The 14,309-nt window shown below is 48.3% G+C and carries 14 protein-coding genes and 1 tRNA gene; 12 read left to right on the forward strand and 3 right to left on the reverse strand.

The window, feature by feature from the left end; genetic code table 11:
* Window positions 1–296: 296 nt before the first annotated feature.
* A complete protein-coding gene (locus ACTHUT_RS02255; RefSeq protein WP_003747565.1) occupies window positions 297–1,070 on the forward strand; it encodes a FadR/GntR family transcriptional regulator in 774 nt (257 codons plus the stop codon).
* Between the two features lie 110 nt (window positions 1,071–1,180).
* The gene (locus ACTHUT_RS02260; RefSeq protein ID WP_440386677.1) at window positions 1,181–2,374 is read left to right on the forward strand and encodes an amino acid aminotransferase; all 1,194 of its coding nucleotides are present in this window, start codon (window positions 1,181–1,183) and stop codon (window positions 2,372–2,374) included.
* Window positions 2,375–2,465: 91 nt separating this feature from the next.
* Here ACTHUT_RS02260 and ACTHUT_RS02265 read toward each other — a convergent pair.
* Window positions 2,466–2,541 (reverse strand) — tRNA-Arg (locus ACTHUT_RS02265).
* A 23-nt stretch (window positions 2,542–2,564) separates the two neighbouring features.
* Between ACTHUT_RS02265 and ACTHUT_RS02270 the strand changes: the two genes are divergently transcribed.
* The 3 genes from ACTHUT_RS02270 (at window position 2,565) to glmM (ending at window position 5,247) form a co-directional block, all read left to right on the forward strand.
* Entirely contained in the window at window positions 2,565–2,774 is a 210-nt protein-coding gene (locus tag ACTHUT_RS02270) for a hypothetical protein (protein WP_049336282.1), read from the forward strand.
* A gap of 52 nt (window positions 2,775–2,826) precedes the next feature.
* Window positions 2,827–3,693 carry a c-type cytochrome gene (locus tag ACTHUT_RS02275; RefSeq protein WP_440386678.1) on the forward strand — a complete coding sequence of 289 codons (867 nt, stop codon included), beginning with the start codon at window positions 2,827–2,829 and terminating at the stop codon, window positions 3,691–3,693.
* A gap of 216 nt (window positions 3,694–3,909) precedes the next feature.
* Entirely contained in the window at window positions 3,910–5,247 is a 1,338-nt protein-coding gene (gene glmM / locus ACTHUT_RS02280) for a phosphoglucosamine mutase (protein ID WP_440377412.1), read from the forward strand.
* A gap of 76 nt (window positions 5,248–5,323) precedes the next feature.
* On the opposite strand, the gene lolA is transcribed toward glmM, so the two are convergent.
* Complete coding sequence (lolA, locus tag ACTHUT_RS02285; RefSeq protein WP_036493771.1) at window positions 5,324–5,944, reverse strand: outer membrane lipoprotein chaperone LolA; 621 nt, start codon at window positions 5,942–5,944, stop codon at window positions 5,324–5,326.
* 289 nt (window positions 5,945–6,233) lie between these two features.
* On the opposite strand from lolA, the gene ACTHUT_RS02290 reads away from it, so the two are divergent.
* The 4 genes from ACTHUT_RS02290 (at window position 6,234) to ACTHUT_RS02305 (ending at window position 10,036) form a co-directional block, all read left to right on the forward strand.
* Complete coding sequence (locus ACTHUT_RS02290; RefSeq protein ID WP_295697944.1) at window positions 6,234–7,064, forward strand: ferritin-like domain-containing protein; 831 nt, start codon at window positions 6,234–6,236, stop codon at window positions 7,062–7,064.
* Window positions 7,065–7,079: 15 nt separating this feature from the next.
* Complete coding sequence (locus ACTHUT_RS02295) at window positions 7,080–8,024, forward strand: cation diffusion facilitator family transporter (protein ID WP_440386679.1); 945 nt, start codon at window positions 7,080–7,082, stop codon at window positions 8,022–8,024.
* A gap of 69 nt (window positions 8,025–8,093) precedes the next feature.
* Window positions 8,094–8,744, forward strand: a complete 651-nt coding sequence (locus ACTHUT_RS02300; protein WP_440386680.1) for an HAD family hydrolase — start codon at window positions 8,094–8,096, stop codon at window positions 8,742–8,744.
* 98 nt (window positions 8,745–8,842) lie between these two features.
* On the forward strand, window positions 8,843–10,036 hold the full coding sequence (locus ACTHUT_RS02305) for an amino acid aminotransferase (protein WP_440386681.1): 1,194 nt from the start codon (window positions 8,843–8,845) through the stop codon (window positions 10,034–10,036).
* Window positions 10,037–10,101: 65 nt separating this feature from the next.
* Here ACTHUT_RS02305 and ACTHUT_RS02310 read toward each other — a convergent pair whose 3' ends face one another.
* A complete protein-coding gene (locus ACTHUT_RS02310) occupies window positions 10,102–10,515 on the reverse strand; it encodes a YqaA family protein (protein WP_440386682.1) in 414 nt (137 codons plus the stop codon).
* 273 nt (window positions 10,516–10,788) lie between these two features.
* Here ACTHUT_RS02310 and ACTHUT_RS02315 point away from each other — a divergent pair, with 273 nt between their 5' ends.
* The 3 genes from ACTHUT_RS02315 (at window position 10,789) to nhaC (ending at window position 14,288) form a co-directional block, all read left to right on the forward strand.
* Window positions 10,789–12,012: a sugar MFS transporter gene (locus ACTHUT_RS02315; protein WP_070850976.1), complete on the forward strand. Its 1,224-nt coding sequence runs from the start codon at window positions 10,789–10,791 to the stop codon at window positions 12,010–12,012.
* Between the two features lie 92 nt (window positions 12,013–12,104).
* The gene (locus tag ACTHUT_RS02320) at window positions 12,105–12,728 is read left to right on the forward strand and encodes an alpha/beta fold hydrolase (RefSeq protein ID WP_440386683.1); all 624 of its coding nucleotides are present in this window, start codon (window positions 12,105–12,107) and stop codon (window positions 12,726–12,728) included.
* A 180-nt stretch (window positions 12,729–12,908) separates the two neighbouring features.
* A complete protein-coding gene (gene nhaC / locus ACTHUT_RS02325; protein WP_003747540.1) occupies window positions 12,909–14,288 on the forward strand; it encodes a Na+/H+ antiporter NhaC in 1,380 nt (459 codons plus the stop codon).
* Window positions 14,289–14,309: the final 21 nt, after the last annotated feature.

Here is a 14,309-nt window from a genome sequence, read left to right on the forward strand (position 1 = left end):
AGTATTATACATAAAGTCTAGTAAAATAGAAGCAGTGGGATTTTAATCTAAATCAATATTTTCAGATTTTTAGCGTATAGGTTGTTTATTAAGATTGGTCATACCAAAATATTGATTTGAAGGCATTGGTGAGGTTAATCAATAAAAATGGATGTGTTTGAATTAAACTGCTTGCGATGGGAAGAATGGCATTTCTTGACGAAAAAATAGGGGATTGATTAGAATGGGCGGCCAATTGGTCAATCCAATTTATGGCCGTCTGAATAAAACTGTCCTTCAATCATCAGGAATACAACATGACGAAATTGGTTCGTCCGCAAAAAATCAGCGATCAGGTTTTAGCCGTTTTGGAAGAACGTATTGCGACCGGCATTTATGAAGAAGGCAGTAAATTGCCTCCCGAACGTACGCTCGCTGAAGAATTCGGCGTATCGCGGCCGTCGGTCAGGGTGGCGTTGAATATTTTAATTGCCAAGCAGGTTTTGGAAGCGCGGCAGGGCGATGGCTATTATGTTTCCGTCAAACCGCAGCAGGATTTTTTACAAAGCTGGCAGGATTTGCTCGGCAAACATACCAATTGGGAAACAGATGTATTCGATTTCAGCTGCCATGTTGAAGGCTGTATGGCGGCACTGGCCGCCGAAAGACGGACTGATGCCGATTTGAAACGCATTGACTTTTGGCGGCAGAAATTTGAAGCGGCCTGCGAAAGCGGAAATTTGGAGCATCAAGCCGAAGCAGACGTCAGCTTTCATCAAACCATTGCCGATGCCGCACACAATATCCTGTTCAGCCACCTTTCCAGCAGCCTGCTCAAAATGCTTTATCAGCAAACACGCAGCGGCATTATCTATATCCATCAAACCGAAGATCCGCGCCCGACACTGATTGCCCAGCACCGCACTATTTTTGAAGCCATTGCTCAGGCCAAACCGGCCGAGGCGGCGGAAGCGGCCAAACTGCATTTGAATTATGTCGCGCGCCGCATTTTGCAGGACAGGGAATATCAAAGCCGCAGCGAGCATGCGGATGTATTGGCACAAAATGATTTGAAACGGGTAGATTGGTAGCGTTTCAAAATAATCAGGCCGTCTGAATTTTTTCAGACGGCCTGATTTTGCAAATAAGGCCTTTTAGTGCCACAATCTTCCCCATTCTGTCTAAAAACAAAGGAAGCACCATGTACCGTCATGTCGAGTATTATCCGGGCGACCCGATTTTGAGTTTGGTTGAAACCTTCAAACGCGACGAGCGCCCTGAAAAAGTCAATTTGAGCATAGGCATTTATTTTGATGACGAAGGCAAAATGCCGGTTTTGGAATCTGTCCGCCGGGCAGAAGCAGAGCGTGCGGCCGTACCGCGCCCATCGCCTTATTTGCCGATGGAAGGTTTGGACACTTATCGAAGCGCGGTTCAGTATTTGTTGTTTGGCAAGGATAATCAGGCGCTGGCAGAAGGGCGCGTTGCAACCATACAGACTTTGGGCGGCTCGGGGGCGTTGAAAGTCGGTGCCGACTTTTTGCACCGTTGGTTCCCTGAAGCGAAAGCCTATGTCAGCGACCCGACTTGGGACAACCATAAGGGTATTTTTGAAGGCGCCGGTTTTGAAGTGGGGACGTATCCTTATTACAACCCTGAAACCGTCGGCGTAAAATTTGAAGAAATGACTGCGTTTTTCAAGACCTTGCCGGAAAACAGCGTCTTGATTTTACATCCATGCTGTCAAAACCCGACCGGCGTCGATATGTCGCAAGCGCAATGGGATGAAGTGTTGGACATCATTAAAACGCACAAGCTGATTCCGTTTATGGACATTGCCTATCAAGGTTTCGGCGAGGATTTGGACAGCGATGCATATGCGATTCGTAAAGCCGTCGAAATGGGTCTGCCTTTGTTTGTCAGCAACTCTTTCTCGAAAAACCTGTCGCTGTACGGCGAGCGCGTCGGCGGTTTGAGCGTAGTGTGTCCCAATAAGGAAGAAGCAGAGCTGGTGTTCGGACAGTTGAAATTTACCGTCCGCCGTATTTATTCCAGTCCTGCCACGCATGGCGCATACATCGCTTCTGATGTGATGAACAGCGATGATTTGCGTGCTTTGTGGGAAAACGAGGTTTATGCCATGCGCGACCGCATCCGTGCCATGCGTCAGAAACTTTATGATGTTTTGACGGCCAAAATCCCCAATCGCGATTTCAGTTATTTCATCAAACAGCGCGGCATGTTCAGCTATACAGGCCTGACCGTAGAGCAGGTACACCGCCTGCGCGACGAGTTTGCCGTTTATCTGCTGGATTCGGGCAGGATGTGTGTGGCCGGTTTGAATGCATCGAATATCGATTATGTGGCTGAGGCATTTGCCAAAGTGTTGCAATAGCCGTTTAATCTGAAATTGAATGTAGTTTTATTTGAAGTAAATCAAAAGGCCGTCTGAAAAATTTTCATCTTTCAGACGGCCTCTTTATAATTGGCGCACCCAACAGGGATCGAACCTGTGACCTCCAGCTTCGGAAACTGACACTCTTCCAACTGAGCTATGGGTGCGAAAGCCGTAAGGTTAACGCATATTGGCTTTATTGGCAAAGTTTATCTTGAAAGTGTCTGAAAGTGGTATTGGCGGTCACGCTTTTGCATGGGTGGAATATTCAAATAACTACAAAGGTTTACAAGAATCAGATGGCCTTTTTGAGGATTTTTGCGTATCTTTTTCTCAAGATGGATTGGAAAGCCTTTGCGAATTCAGTATAATCCAGCAAAATATTGTTAACTGCGTTTAACACATAAACTATAACTTACAGCACAACCTAACCTAACGGCGAGGCCTACCAAATGAAACAACTCCGCGACTCCAAAGCCCAAGGCTCTGCATTGTTTACCCTTGTGAGCGGTATCGTTATTGCCATTGCAGTCATTTACTTCCTCATCAAATTGGCGGGCAGCGGCTCGTATGCAGACGTTGCCCAATCTTCCGAAACTGCTACCCAAACCCGCATCCAGCCCGTAGGACAGCTTACCTTGGGAGACGGCATTCCGGTAGGCGAACGCAAAGGCGATCAGATTTTCAACAAAATCTGTATCCAGTGTCACGGCGCAGACAAATCCGTCCCCAACGCGCCGAAAATCGAAAACAACGGCGAATGGGCTCCCCGTATCGCCCAAGGCTTCGACACCCTTTTCCAACACGCTTTGAACGGCTTTAACGCCATGCCTGCAAAAGGCGGCGCAGCCGATTTGACCGACCAAGAACTCAAACGCGTCATCGCTTACATGGCGAACAAGAGTGGCGGTACCTTTCCTGATCCGGATGCCGCAGCTCCTGCCGATGCAGCCGCTTCCGGTGAAGCCGCTTCAGCTCCGGCGGCTGAAGGTGCAGCTCCTGCAGAAGCCCCTAAAGCAGATGCGGCCAAAGCAGATGACAAAGGTGCGGCAGCTCCGGCAGCCGGCGGCGCAGACGGCAAAAAAGTTTACGAAGCCAACTGCCAAGCATGTCACGGCGGTGCAGTTCCAGGTGTTCCTCATGTAGGTAAAAAAGAAGACTGGGCTCCTCGTATCAAACAAGGTAAAGACACCCTGCACAAACACGCACTCGAAGGCTTTAACGCAATGCCTGCCAAAGGCGGTAACGGTAGCCTGAGCGATGATGAAGTGAAAGCTGCAGTTGATTACATGGCTAATCAGTCTGGTGCTAAATTCTAAGATTTGATTTCGAATCTCGAATAGAAAGCGCATTCTGCAAAAGGATGCGCTTTTTTCGTGCAGGAAATCCGGATCTTGCTATAATACTGAAGTAGTAAATTATTCTCATGATCAAGGGTCGTCTGAAAGATTCAGACGGCCTTCGAATACAATCAAGATTCTTTTAAAGAAGTTCAACCATATTCACATACGACAAAACAATCACGGAGTTATCTCATGGCAAAAAAATATTTCGGTACTGACGGTGTGCGCGGCGAAGTCGGTCAATTCCCTATTAATCCTGATTTTGTCCTGAAATTAGGCTATGCGGCAGGCCAGGTTTTGGTGCAGCACGAAGGCGAAATCAAACCGACCGTCTTGATCGGTAAAGACACGCGTATTTCAGGCTATATGCTGGAAGCCGCGCTGATTGCCGGTTTTACCGCCGCCGGTGTCAATGTTATTCAAACCGGCCCTCTGCCGACTCCGGGCGTAGCGTATTTGACCCGTGCTTTGCGTTTGTCTGCCGGTGTGATGATTTCTGCTTCCCACAATGTTTATTCCGATAACGGCATTAAATTCTTTGCCGAAGGCGGTGTGAAGCTGAGCGATGAAATCGAGTTGGAAATCGAAGCCAAAATCGATGAGGAAATGAAAACCCAGCCGTCCAGCCGTCTTGGCCGCGCGCGCCGGATTAATGGTGCGGATGACCGCTATATCGAGTTCTGTAAATCCACTTTCCCAAGTCATTTGGACTTGCGCGGTCTGAAATTGGTGGTCGATACCGCCAATGGTGCAGGCTATGCGGTTGCGCCTAAAGTATTCCATGAATTAGGTGCGCAAGTGGTCAGTATCGGTAATGAGCCGAACGGCTACAACATCAATGAAAAATGCGGTGCGACCCATCCGAAAGCTTTGCAAGCCGCTGTATTGCAAAATGAAGCCGATTACGGCATTGCCTTGGACGGCGACGGCGACCGTTTGATGATGGTTGACCGCAATGGCAAAGTGTATGACGGCGACAGCTTGATTTATGTAATTGCCAAAGCACGCGCGCACGAAGGCGTGGAAATCGGCGGCGTGGTGGGTACGGTAATGACCAATATGGCGATGGAAGTTGCTTTGAAAGAGCAGGGTGTTGATTTCTGTCGCGCTAAAGTGGGCGACCGCTATGTGTTGGAACAGCTCCACCAACGCGGTTGGCTGATTGGCGGCGAAGCCAGCGGTCATATTTTGTGCATGGATAAACACAATACTGGCGACGGCATTATTTCTGCGCTGCAAGTTTTGGCTGCATTGCAAATCTTGAATCAAGACCTTGCCACCGTTTGCGCCGATTGGCAGCCGTATCCGCAAACCATGATTAACGTCCGCATCAAAAAAGGCCAAAACTGGCAGGATGCTTCCAAAGAGGCTTTGGCTGAAGTGGAAAAAGAACTCGAAGGCAAAGGCCGCGTGGTCTTGCGTGCATCCGGTACCGAGCCTGTCGTGCGTGTGATGGTGGAAGCCAAACAGGCGGACTGGGCGAAAAAAGGTGCAGAAAAAATTGCCGCCGCCATTCAAGGTCAAAAGTAACAGTATTTTTGATGTTGAATTGAACTAAATAAAAGGCCGTCTGTTGTTCAGACGGCCTTTGTGTTTCATTAGAAGCTTAATTGCTCAAGACATCAACGCCTTTAGGAGGCGTGAATTTGAACATACCGCTGGAAAGGTTAGGCTTGGTGTTCAAACCGCTGAAGCTGATGCTGGTTTGGTTGCCGAAGCTGTCTTTCAGCTGCATGGCGGCGAGGTTGTCGCCTTTGAAGCCGATGCGGATGTATTGGTAGCCGGCGTTGTTTTTCTTAGGCGTAGCCAAAACGTAGTCGATGCCGTTGGCAGAGCCGTCTTCTTTCAGCGTGTAGCTGCTGTCCAATGCCGTTTTATTGGAGAGGATGGCGGCAGGGCTGTCGCCGATGGTTTGGTCTTGTGAGGACTTGGTTACTTGCGCCAAATCTACGTCATAGAGCCAAATGGTTTTGCCGTCGCCGACGATGGTTTGTTTGTAGGGTTTGGTGTATTCCCATTTGAACAAACCCGGGCGCAGGATTTTGAATGTGCCGTATGTGGTTTGGGTTTTCTTTTTGCTGTGAACGGTTTGGCTGAAGTTGCCGCTGATACCGTCGGCGTCATTATTGAATTTTTTCAGGGCGTCCACTGCGCCGGCTTGTGCAAAGCCGATGGCTGAAGAAAGCAGCGCGGCAGCGGTCAGGGTGAACAGTCGGGTAGTTTTCATGTTTTGGTTCCTTGTTCGGAGAGATGGGTTCAGTATAGACGTTATGGTGTAACAGGCAAGGGGCTGAAGGGCGGGTTTAATTTGTGTAAATATGAAAAAACTAAGCAAGTACCTGAAATAATTTTATTTCTTCAGACGGCCTGTATTTGGTTTTGACGTTTTTTTAATGAAACGCATAAGGGCTTGGTGTGGTATTTAATGTCATTTTACGGAAAGCGTGAAATTATAGTCTTTCTGTTTACTTTTTAAAACGGTTATAATATTTATCTTTTGAAAACAATGGTTTTGTATGTATCTGAATCCTTATCCTTTATTGGAACAGGCTTTGCTATCGGACAATCCGGATGAAAAAGGAAAATTGACGCAGGCCTTGTTTGCGCAGTTGGGCGAGGCGGAAGGCTTGACGGCTGAAGCGTCGAAACCCGTGGATTGCCGTTTTGCCGGTCATCCGTTGCGTCCGCGTTTGGTTGCACCTTCGGAGGTTACGCCGCGCAAGATGAATACGGTCGAAGGCTATGCGGCGATGTTGCATGCGATTGCGCATATTGAATTTAACGCGATTAATCTGGCTTTGGATGCGGCGTATCGTTTCCGCAATATGCCGTTTCAGTTTGTGCGCGATTGGGTAAGGGTGGCGAAAGAAGAAGTGTTTCACTTCGGCTTGATGCGTGGCCGTCTGAACAGCTTGGGCTACGATTACGGCGATTTTGAAGCGCACGGGCATTTGTGGGACATGGCGTATAAAACCGCTTACGATCCCTTGTTGCGCATGGCTTTGGTGCCGCGGGTATTGGAAGCGCGCGGTTTGGATGTTACGCCGGGTATTCGTGCAAAAGTGGCGCAGCGTGGCGATATGGAAACCTGCGATGTGCTGGATATTATTTACCGCGACGAAGTGGGGCATGTCGCCATCGGCAATCATTGGTATCAGCATCTTTGCCGTGAGCGCGGTTTGGAACCGGTCGCCCTGTTCCGCAGCCTGATTGCGCGTTACGATATGTTTATCTTCCGCGGCTACGTCAATATCGAAGCGCGGGAACGTGCAGGATTCAGCCGTTTCGAGCTGGATATGTTGGAAGATTTTGAGAAAAGTTTGAAACAGGATAAAAAGGCCGTCTGAAACGGTAAAACCATCATGGCACATCATCACGATCATTCGCACGCACACACGCATACCGCTAATAAGCAGGTATTGCGCACTTCATTTTTTGTTATTGCCGGATTTATGCTGGTTGAGGCGGTCGGCGGCTGGCTGACCAATTCTTTGGCCCTGCTTTCCGATGCGGGGCATATGTTCAGCGATGCGTTTTCGCTGGGCATGGCATTGTGGGCATTCAAACTTGGCGAGAAACAGACCACGCTGCAAAAGACATTCGGTTATAAGCGTTTTGAAATTTTAACGGCGATGTTTAACGGATTGTCGCTGGTGTTGATTGCGGCGATGATCTTTTATGAAGCAGTCAAACGATTGTTTTATCCGCCGGAAATTTTGACGGGCGGCATGTTGGTGGTCAGTATCATCGGATTGCTGGTCAACATCGGCGTCGCCGTTTATATGTTGAAAAATAGCGATACCGAAGAAAACGTCAATATGCGCGGTGCGTATCTTCATGTAATCAGCGATTTGTTCGGCTCGATAGGGGCGATTGTCGCAGCAGTGCTGATAATGGCGTATGGCTGGCAATGGGCGGATACGGTTGCCAGCGTATTGGTGGCGGCTTTGGTAGGGCGCAGCGGCTGGACGCTGTTTAAACAGACTTTGCACATTTTGATGGAAGGCGCGCCGGAAAACATCCATACCGATGAGTTGCTCAGCGTGATCCGCAATACGGAAGGCGTAAAATCCGTTCATGACTTGCATGTTTGGACGATTACCAGCAATATCCACGTTTTATCCTGCCATATTGTCGTAGATGGCAGCATGACGGTTGCAGAGTCCGAACAGATCGCCTACCGTATCGAACATGAATTGGCTCATCACAACATCGGACATTGTACGATTCAGATTGAAAGCGAACGGCATCCGCATAAAGATGAAGTCTTGTGTTCGCAGGAAATGCATGAACACCATCACCATTAACCATATTCAGGCCGTCTGAAACTTGTTGAATTGTTCAGACGGCCTTCTAAAATCATCAAAGGAACACTTATGACCCAAGCCGTATTATTCGACCTTGACGGCACGCTTGCCGATACCGCACTTGATTTGGGTGGCGCGCTCAACACGGTATTGCGCCGACACGGTTTGCCTGAAAAAAGCATGGATGAAATCCGTCCGCAGGCCAGCCACGGTGCGAGCGGTTTGCTCAAACTCGGTGCAGGCATTACGCCCGAGCATCCGGACTATATGCAATGGCGCAAAGAGTTTTTGGACGAATACAGCCGCTGCTATGCCGATCAAACCATCTTGTTCGACGGCGTAAACGAAATGCTGGAAGCCTTAGTTCGATGCGGTATCCAATGGGGCATTATTACCAACAAGCCCATGCGCTTTACCGATGCCCTCGTGCCTAAACTCGGGTTTACCGTGCCTCCTGCCGTGATTGTCAGCGGCGATACTTGCGATGAACCCAAGCCCAGCGTGAAGCCTATGTTTTATGCATGCGAAGAGATTGGCGTTGAGGCGCAGCGATGTTTTTATGTCGGCGATGCCGAGCGCGATATGCAGGCAGGCAAAAATGCAGGCATGACGACCGTGCTTGCCGATTGGGGCTATATTTCTACCGAAGACCAAACCGAAAACTGGCTTGCCGATTTCCGTATTGCCACGCCTTTGGATTTGTTGGCAATCTTGCGTTAAAACCCTGTAATAATCCGTTTTCAGACGGCCCGAAACGGCGTAAAATCACATAAATTTGTATTTTTTCAACCGTTTTACTACTTGTAAAGAGAAAAATCATGTTCTTCAAGCATATCGAAGCAGCTCCTGCTGATCCGATTTTAGGTTTGGGCGAAGCGTTTAAAGCCGAAACCCGTCCCGAAAAAGTCAATCTCGGCATCGGCGTGTACAAAGACGCATCCGGCGCAACGCCTATTGTCAAAGCCGTCAAAGAGGCTGAAAAACGCCTGTTGGAAAGCGAGACAACTAAAAACTACCTCACCATCGACGGCGTTGCCGATTACAACGAGCAAACCCAAATCCTGTTGTTTGGCAAAGACCACGAAATCATTGCCAGCCGTCGCGCCAAAACAGCGCAAAGCCTTGGCGGTACAGGTGCATTGCGCATTGCGGCCGAATTTGTCAAACGCCAGTTGAACGCGCAAACCATCTGGATTTCCAATCCGACTTGGCCAAACCACAACGCCATCGCCAAAGCGGTCGGTATCCAAGACAAACCGTATCGTTATTATGATGCCGCCAAACACGGTTTGGATTGGGACGGCATGATTGAAGACTTGAGCCAAGCGCAAAAAGGCGACATCGTCCTGCTGCACGGCTGCTGCCACAACCCCACCGGTATCGACCCTACGCCCGAACAATGGGAAACTTTGGCTAAACTTTCTGCCGAAAAAGGCTGGTTGCCACTGTTTGACTTTGCTTACCAAGGCTTCGGTAATGGTTTGGAAGAAGATGCCTACGGCTTGCGCGTATTCTTGAAATACAATAAAGAATTGCTGATTGCCAGCTCTTATTCCAAAAACTTCGGCATGTACAACGAGCGCGTCGGCGCGTTCACTTTGGTAGCTGAAGATGAAGCAACAGCAGCCCGCGCCCACAGCCAAGTCAAAACCATCATCCGTACCTTGTATTCCAACCCGGCTTCACACGGTGCGAACACCATTGCGCTGGTGTTGAAAAATGATGATTTGAAAGCACAATGGATTGCCGAACTTGACGAAATGCGCGGCCGCATCAAAGCCATGCGTCAAAAATTTGTCGAATTGCTTAAAGCAAAAGGTGCAACCCAAGACTTTGATTTCATTATCGAACAAAACGGTATGTTCTCTTTCAGCGGCTTGACTCCTGAACAAGTTGACCGTTTGAAAAACGAGTTTGCCATTTATGCCGTCCGTTCCGGCCGCATTAATGTTGCAGGCATTACCGATGACAACATCGACTACCTGTGCGAAAGCATTGTGAAAGTCTTGTAATTGTCGAATTAAAGGCAAAGGCCGTCTGAATCATTCAGACGGCCTTTATTTTTGGTTGTCGAAGCTTATCCGGCAACTGCGTTAATTCCCCAATAAATCATGGCATAGCGCAGCAGTTTGCCTGCAATCAGAATGATGGCGCAATGCAGGGCATTGAGCCTGAGCCAGCCTGCGGCAAGGGGGAGGGCATCACCGATAATCGGTAGCCATGCGAACAATAGCGGCCAAATTCCCCAACGATTAAGCCTTTCCAACATTTTTTCAGACGGCCTTTTTTTATTTGGAAACATCCTGCCCATGTAATACGAAACCATACTGCCCAAGCCATTCGCCAATCCGGCACACAAACATGCGCCGAGGGCATGTTGCGGATATTGGTACACAAATGCGGCGTATGCCGCCTCGGATGTACCCGGAAGTAGTGTGGCAGAAGTAAAGGCAGAGGCAATCAGGCCAAGGTAAGCGTAAAGAAGGGGCATATTTTGAGTTATATCAATGAGTATTGTAAAAAAGAAATAACAGGCTTAATAAGAGGATTATGCCTTTATTTTTAATCTATTAAAATATAAATCCAATATTATTGAATTTTTTAAAATTAAACGGCTGAAAGATAATGTAGTCGGCTGTTAGAAAATAGTTTTCAAAGTGACGGATTATCAGTATGATACGGGCGGCTGTTAATGGGTGTTAAGTTCAATGAACTGATTTAAGCTCGTTTTTCCAGCAAATCTTAACAAAACGAAAGGCAAATCATGTCTGCGCATTCACAACAAAATCATACTCCTGCGCTGGTCGTCCTAACCACACTCTTTTTCATGATGGGTTTCATTACCTGCATGAACGATATTTTGATTCCGCATTTGAAAGATATTTTCGACCTGACTTATGTTCAGGCAATGCTGATTCAATTCTGTTTCTTTACCGCTTATGCGATTATGTCGATTCCGATGGGCTATTTGGTCGGCAAAATCGGCTATAAAAACGGCGTGATTAGCGGCTTCGTATTGACCGCCATCGGCTGTCTGCTCTTCTATCCTGCTGCCGGCAGTCATTCTTATGCAACTTTTTTGGGTGCATTGTTTATTTTGGCTTCAGGTGTAACACTGTTGCAAGTAGCGGGTAATCCTTATGTGACTTTGCTGTCCAAACCGGGTAAAGAATCTGCAACACTGACTTTGGTTCAGGCATTTAATTCTTTGGGTACGACCATTGCTCCGCAAATCGGCGCATTCCTGATTTTGGCTGATGCAACACAAACTGTCAGCAAAGCCGAGCAAATTTCTTCCGTTCAAATTCCGTATTTAGGGTTGGCCGGTTTGCTGATTATTTTGGCTGTTTTTGTCAAAATGATTCGTTTGCCTGATGCGCGTAAAATTGCCGAAGAAGAGAGCGAACATAACCATGATGGCAAACACAGTGTTTGGCAATACCGTCATTTGGTTTTTGGTGCGGCCGGTATTTTCTGTTATGTCGGTGCGGAAGTATCCATCGGTTCTTTATTGGTCAGCGTGTTGGGCTATCTGAAAGGTTTGGACCACGCATCTGCCGCAAAATATTTGTCGTTCTACTGGGGCGGTGCAATGGTTGGCCGTTTCTTAGGCTCTGCCATCATGGCGAAAATTGCGCCTAACCGCTATTTGGCATTTAACGCTACTGCTGCTGTTGCCTTGTTGGGCGTTGCTATGTTGGCAGGTAAAGCCAGTGCGGATATTGCGATGTGGGCATTGTTGGCCATCGGCTTTTTCAATTCCATCATGTTCCCAACCATTTTCTCTTTGGCAACCAAAGGTCTGGGCCGATTCACCAGCAGCGCTTCCGGCGTGTTGTGTACTGCGATTGTCGGCGGTGCGGTTGTGCCTGTGGTACAAGGTTGGGCAGCGGATACTTACGGCTTGATGATTTCTTTCGTTGTATCAGCGATTTGTTATGTTTATATCGTCTTCTTTGCTATAAAAGGCTACAAAGCTGACGAATAATTCATCATGATAACAGGCCGTCTGAAACCTTATGGGATTTCAGACGGCCTTTTGACTTTGTGGCATAATGATTTAAATGACAGGAGGAAAAAATGGCCAAAATCATTTTGCTGCATGGCTTGCACATGCATTCGTGGGTCATGAGGCCGCTGGCGTATTTGCTGGAACAAGAAGGTTTTGAAGTTGCGCTGTTCGATTATTGCAGTGTGTTGCACGCGATGAATCGGCATGTTGAGGACTTGGCGGGATGGATTGATGAGAACCATGCTGATGAAACGCTGCACTTTGTGGGTCACAGTTTGGGCGGCTTGGTTTTACGCAATTTTGCGGCGGCATATCCGGATAAAGTCAGCGGCCGTATCGTTACCATGGGTACGCCGCACCAAGGCAGCCGGGCTGCGCAACGCGTGCTCAATTTGGGTTTGCAAAAGCCGGTATTGGGCGGCTCTTACAAAGGGGCGTTGGACGGCAGTATGCCTGAGTTGCCTGTCGGTATTGAGCTAGGCAGTATCGCCGGTAACAAACCGTATGGTCTGGGCCGTGTTTTAGGTTTGCACGGCGAACATGATGGTACGGTCTTGGTCAGCGAAACGCATTGTCCGAATATGCGCGATCATGTCGTTTTGCCGGTCAGCCATAGCGGTATGCTGTTCAACCGCAAAACTGCCGGACAGGTGGTGGCATTTTTGCATGATGGATATTTTAAAAAGCAATAAAACACCATTTATTCTAATTAAAAAATATTTTATACTAAATAATTCGTTTATTTTAAAGAAAATGGCAAGGATTTGTGAGCGTTGTTTTCGTAAAATAATCAGCAGGCCGTCTGAAACCGGTTTTTCAGACGGCCTGTTATGCTAAAATCTGTTAAATACTTATTAAAAAGGCAAAGAACAATGTTTGCTTTCAAATCCTTACTCAATATGCCGCGTTTCGAGGCCATTGCGGTGGCCTTGGCTTTGGTGGCGGCAATGGGTTATACGATTATTTCGCTTGAATGGCTGCCGCATATGTCGATTGTGACGGCGATCGTGGTCTTGCTTTTGTACGGTTTGATGCGCGGCTTGAAATATCAAGACATGCAAAACGGTATGATAGGCGCGGTCGGGCAGGGCATGGGCGCGATTTATCTGTTTTTCTTTATCGGACTGATGGTCAGCGCGTTGATGATGAGCGGTGCGATTCCGACGCTGATGTATTACGGTTTCGGATTGATTTCACCGACTTATTTTTATTTCTCGGCGTTTGCGCTTTGCTCGGTCATCGGTATTTCCATCGGCAGTAGTTTGACGACTTGTGCAACTGTCGGCGTGGCCTTTATGGGTATGGCGGCTGCGTTTCATGCCGATATGGCGATGACGGCAGGTGCGATTGTGTCGGGTGCGTTCTTCGGCGATAAAATGTCGCCGCTTTCCGATACGACCGGTATTTCCGCTTCGATTGTCGGCATTGATTTGTTCGAGCACATCAAAAACATGATGTACACCACTGTGCCTGCGTGGTTGATCAGTGCGGCATTGATGTTGTGGCTCTTGCCCAATGTTGCCGCACATGACATGAACAGCGTCGAAGCTTTCCGCGCGCAATTGGAAGCAACCGGTTTGGTGCATGCTTACTCGCTGATTCCGTTTGCCTTACTGGTTATCCTTGCCCTGATGCGCGTCAATGCCATTGTGGCCATGTTGTTTACCGTTGTGGTGGCGCTGATTGTGACTTACTTCCACAGTACGCCTGATTTGAAACAGCTGGGCGCGTGGTTTTACAGCGGATACAAACTCGAAGGCGAAGCATTCAAAGACATTGCCCGCTTGATTTCGCGCGGCGGCTTGGAAAGCATGTTCTTTACGCAAACCATCGTGATACTCGGCATGAGCTTGGGCGGTCTGTTGTTCAGCATTGGTGTGATTCCGTCTTTGCTGGAAGCCATTCGTGCGTTCCTGACCAATGCCGGACGCGCTACTTTCAGCGTGGCCATGACATCGGTCGGCGTCAACTTCCTGATTGGCGAGCAATATTTAAGTATTCTGCTTTCCGGCGAAACCTTTAAGCCGGTTTATGACAAACTCGGCCTGCATTCGCGCAACCTTGCCCGTACGCTGGAAGATGCGGGTACGGTCATCAACCCGTTGGTTCCTTGGAGCGTCTGCGGCGTATTTATCAGCCATGCCTTGGGCGTGCCTGTTTGGGAATACCTGCCTTATGCCTTCTTCTGCTACTTGAGCTTGGCTCTGACGCTGGTGTTTGGCTGGACAGGGCTGACTTTGAGTAAAAAATAAACAGTAGGCTGTTTGATCATC

The sequence above is a fragment of the Neisseria sp. P0022.S010 genome (assembly GCF_051956635.1).

Coding starts and splice junctions, on each gene's coding strand:
- ACTHUT_RS02255 (WP_003747565.1), top strand. CDS start 297: ATGACGAAATTGGTTCGTCCGCAAAAAATCAGCGATCAGGTTTTAGCC.
- ACTHUT_RS02260 (WP_440386677.1), top strand. CDS start 1,181: ATGTACCGTCATGTCGAGTATTATCCGGGCGACCCGATTTTGAGTTTG.
- ACTHUT_RS02275 (WP_440386678.1), top strand. CDS start 2,827: ATGAAACAACTCCGCGACTCCAAAGCCCAAGGCTCTGCATTGTTTACC.
- glmM (WP_440377412.1), top strand. CDS start 3,910: ATGGCAAAAAAATATTTCGGTACTGACGGTGTGCGCGGCGAAGTCGGT.
- lolA (WP_036493771.1), bottom strand. CDS start 5,944: ATGAAAACTACCCGACTGTTCACCCTGACCGCTGCCGCGCTGCTTTCT.
- ACTHUT_RS02290 (WP_295697944.1), top strand. CDS start 6,234: ATGTATCTGAATCCTTATCCTTTATTGGAACAGGCTTTGCTATCGGAC.
- ACTHUT_RS02295 (WP_440386679.1), top strand. CDS start 7,080: ATGGCACATCATCACGATCATTCGCACGCACACACGCATACCGCTAAT.
- ACTHUT_RS02300 (WP_440386680.1), top strand. CDS start 8,094: ATGACCCAAGCCGTATTATTCGACCTTGACGGCACGCTTGCCGATACC.
- ACTHUT_RS02305 (WP_440386681.1), top strand. CDS start 8,843: ATGTTCTTCAAGCATATCGAAGCAGCTCCTGCTGATCCGATTTTAGGT.
- ACTHUT_RS02310 (WP_440386682.1), bottom strand. CDS start 10,515: ATGCCCCTTCTTTACGCTTACCTTGGCCTGATTGCCTCTGCCTTTACT.
- ACTHUT_RS02315 (WP_070850976.1), top strand. CDS start 10,789: ATGTCTGCGCATTCACAACAAAATCATACTCCTGCGCTGGTCGTCCTA.
- ACTHUT_RS02320 (WP_440386683.1), top strand. CDS start 12,105: ATGGCCAAAATCATTTTGCTGCATGGCTTGCACATGCATTCGTGGGTC.
- nhaC (WP_003747540.1), top strand. CDS start 12,909: ATGTTTGCTTTCAAATCCTTACTCAATATGCCGCGTTTCGAGGCCATT.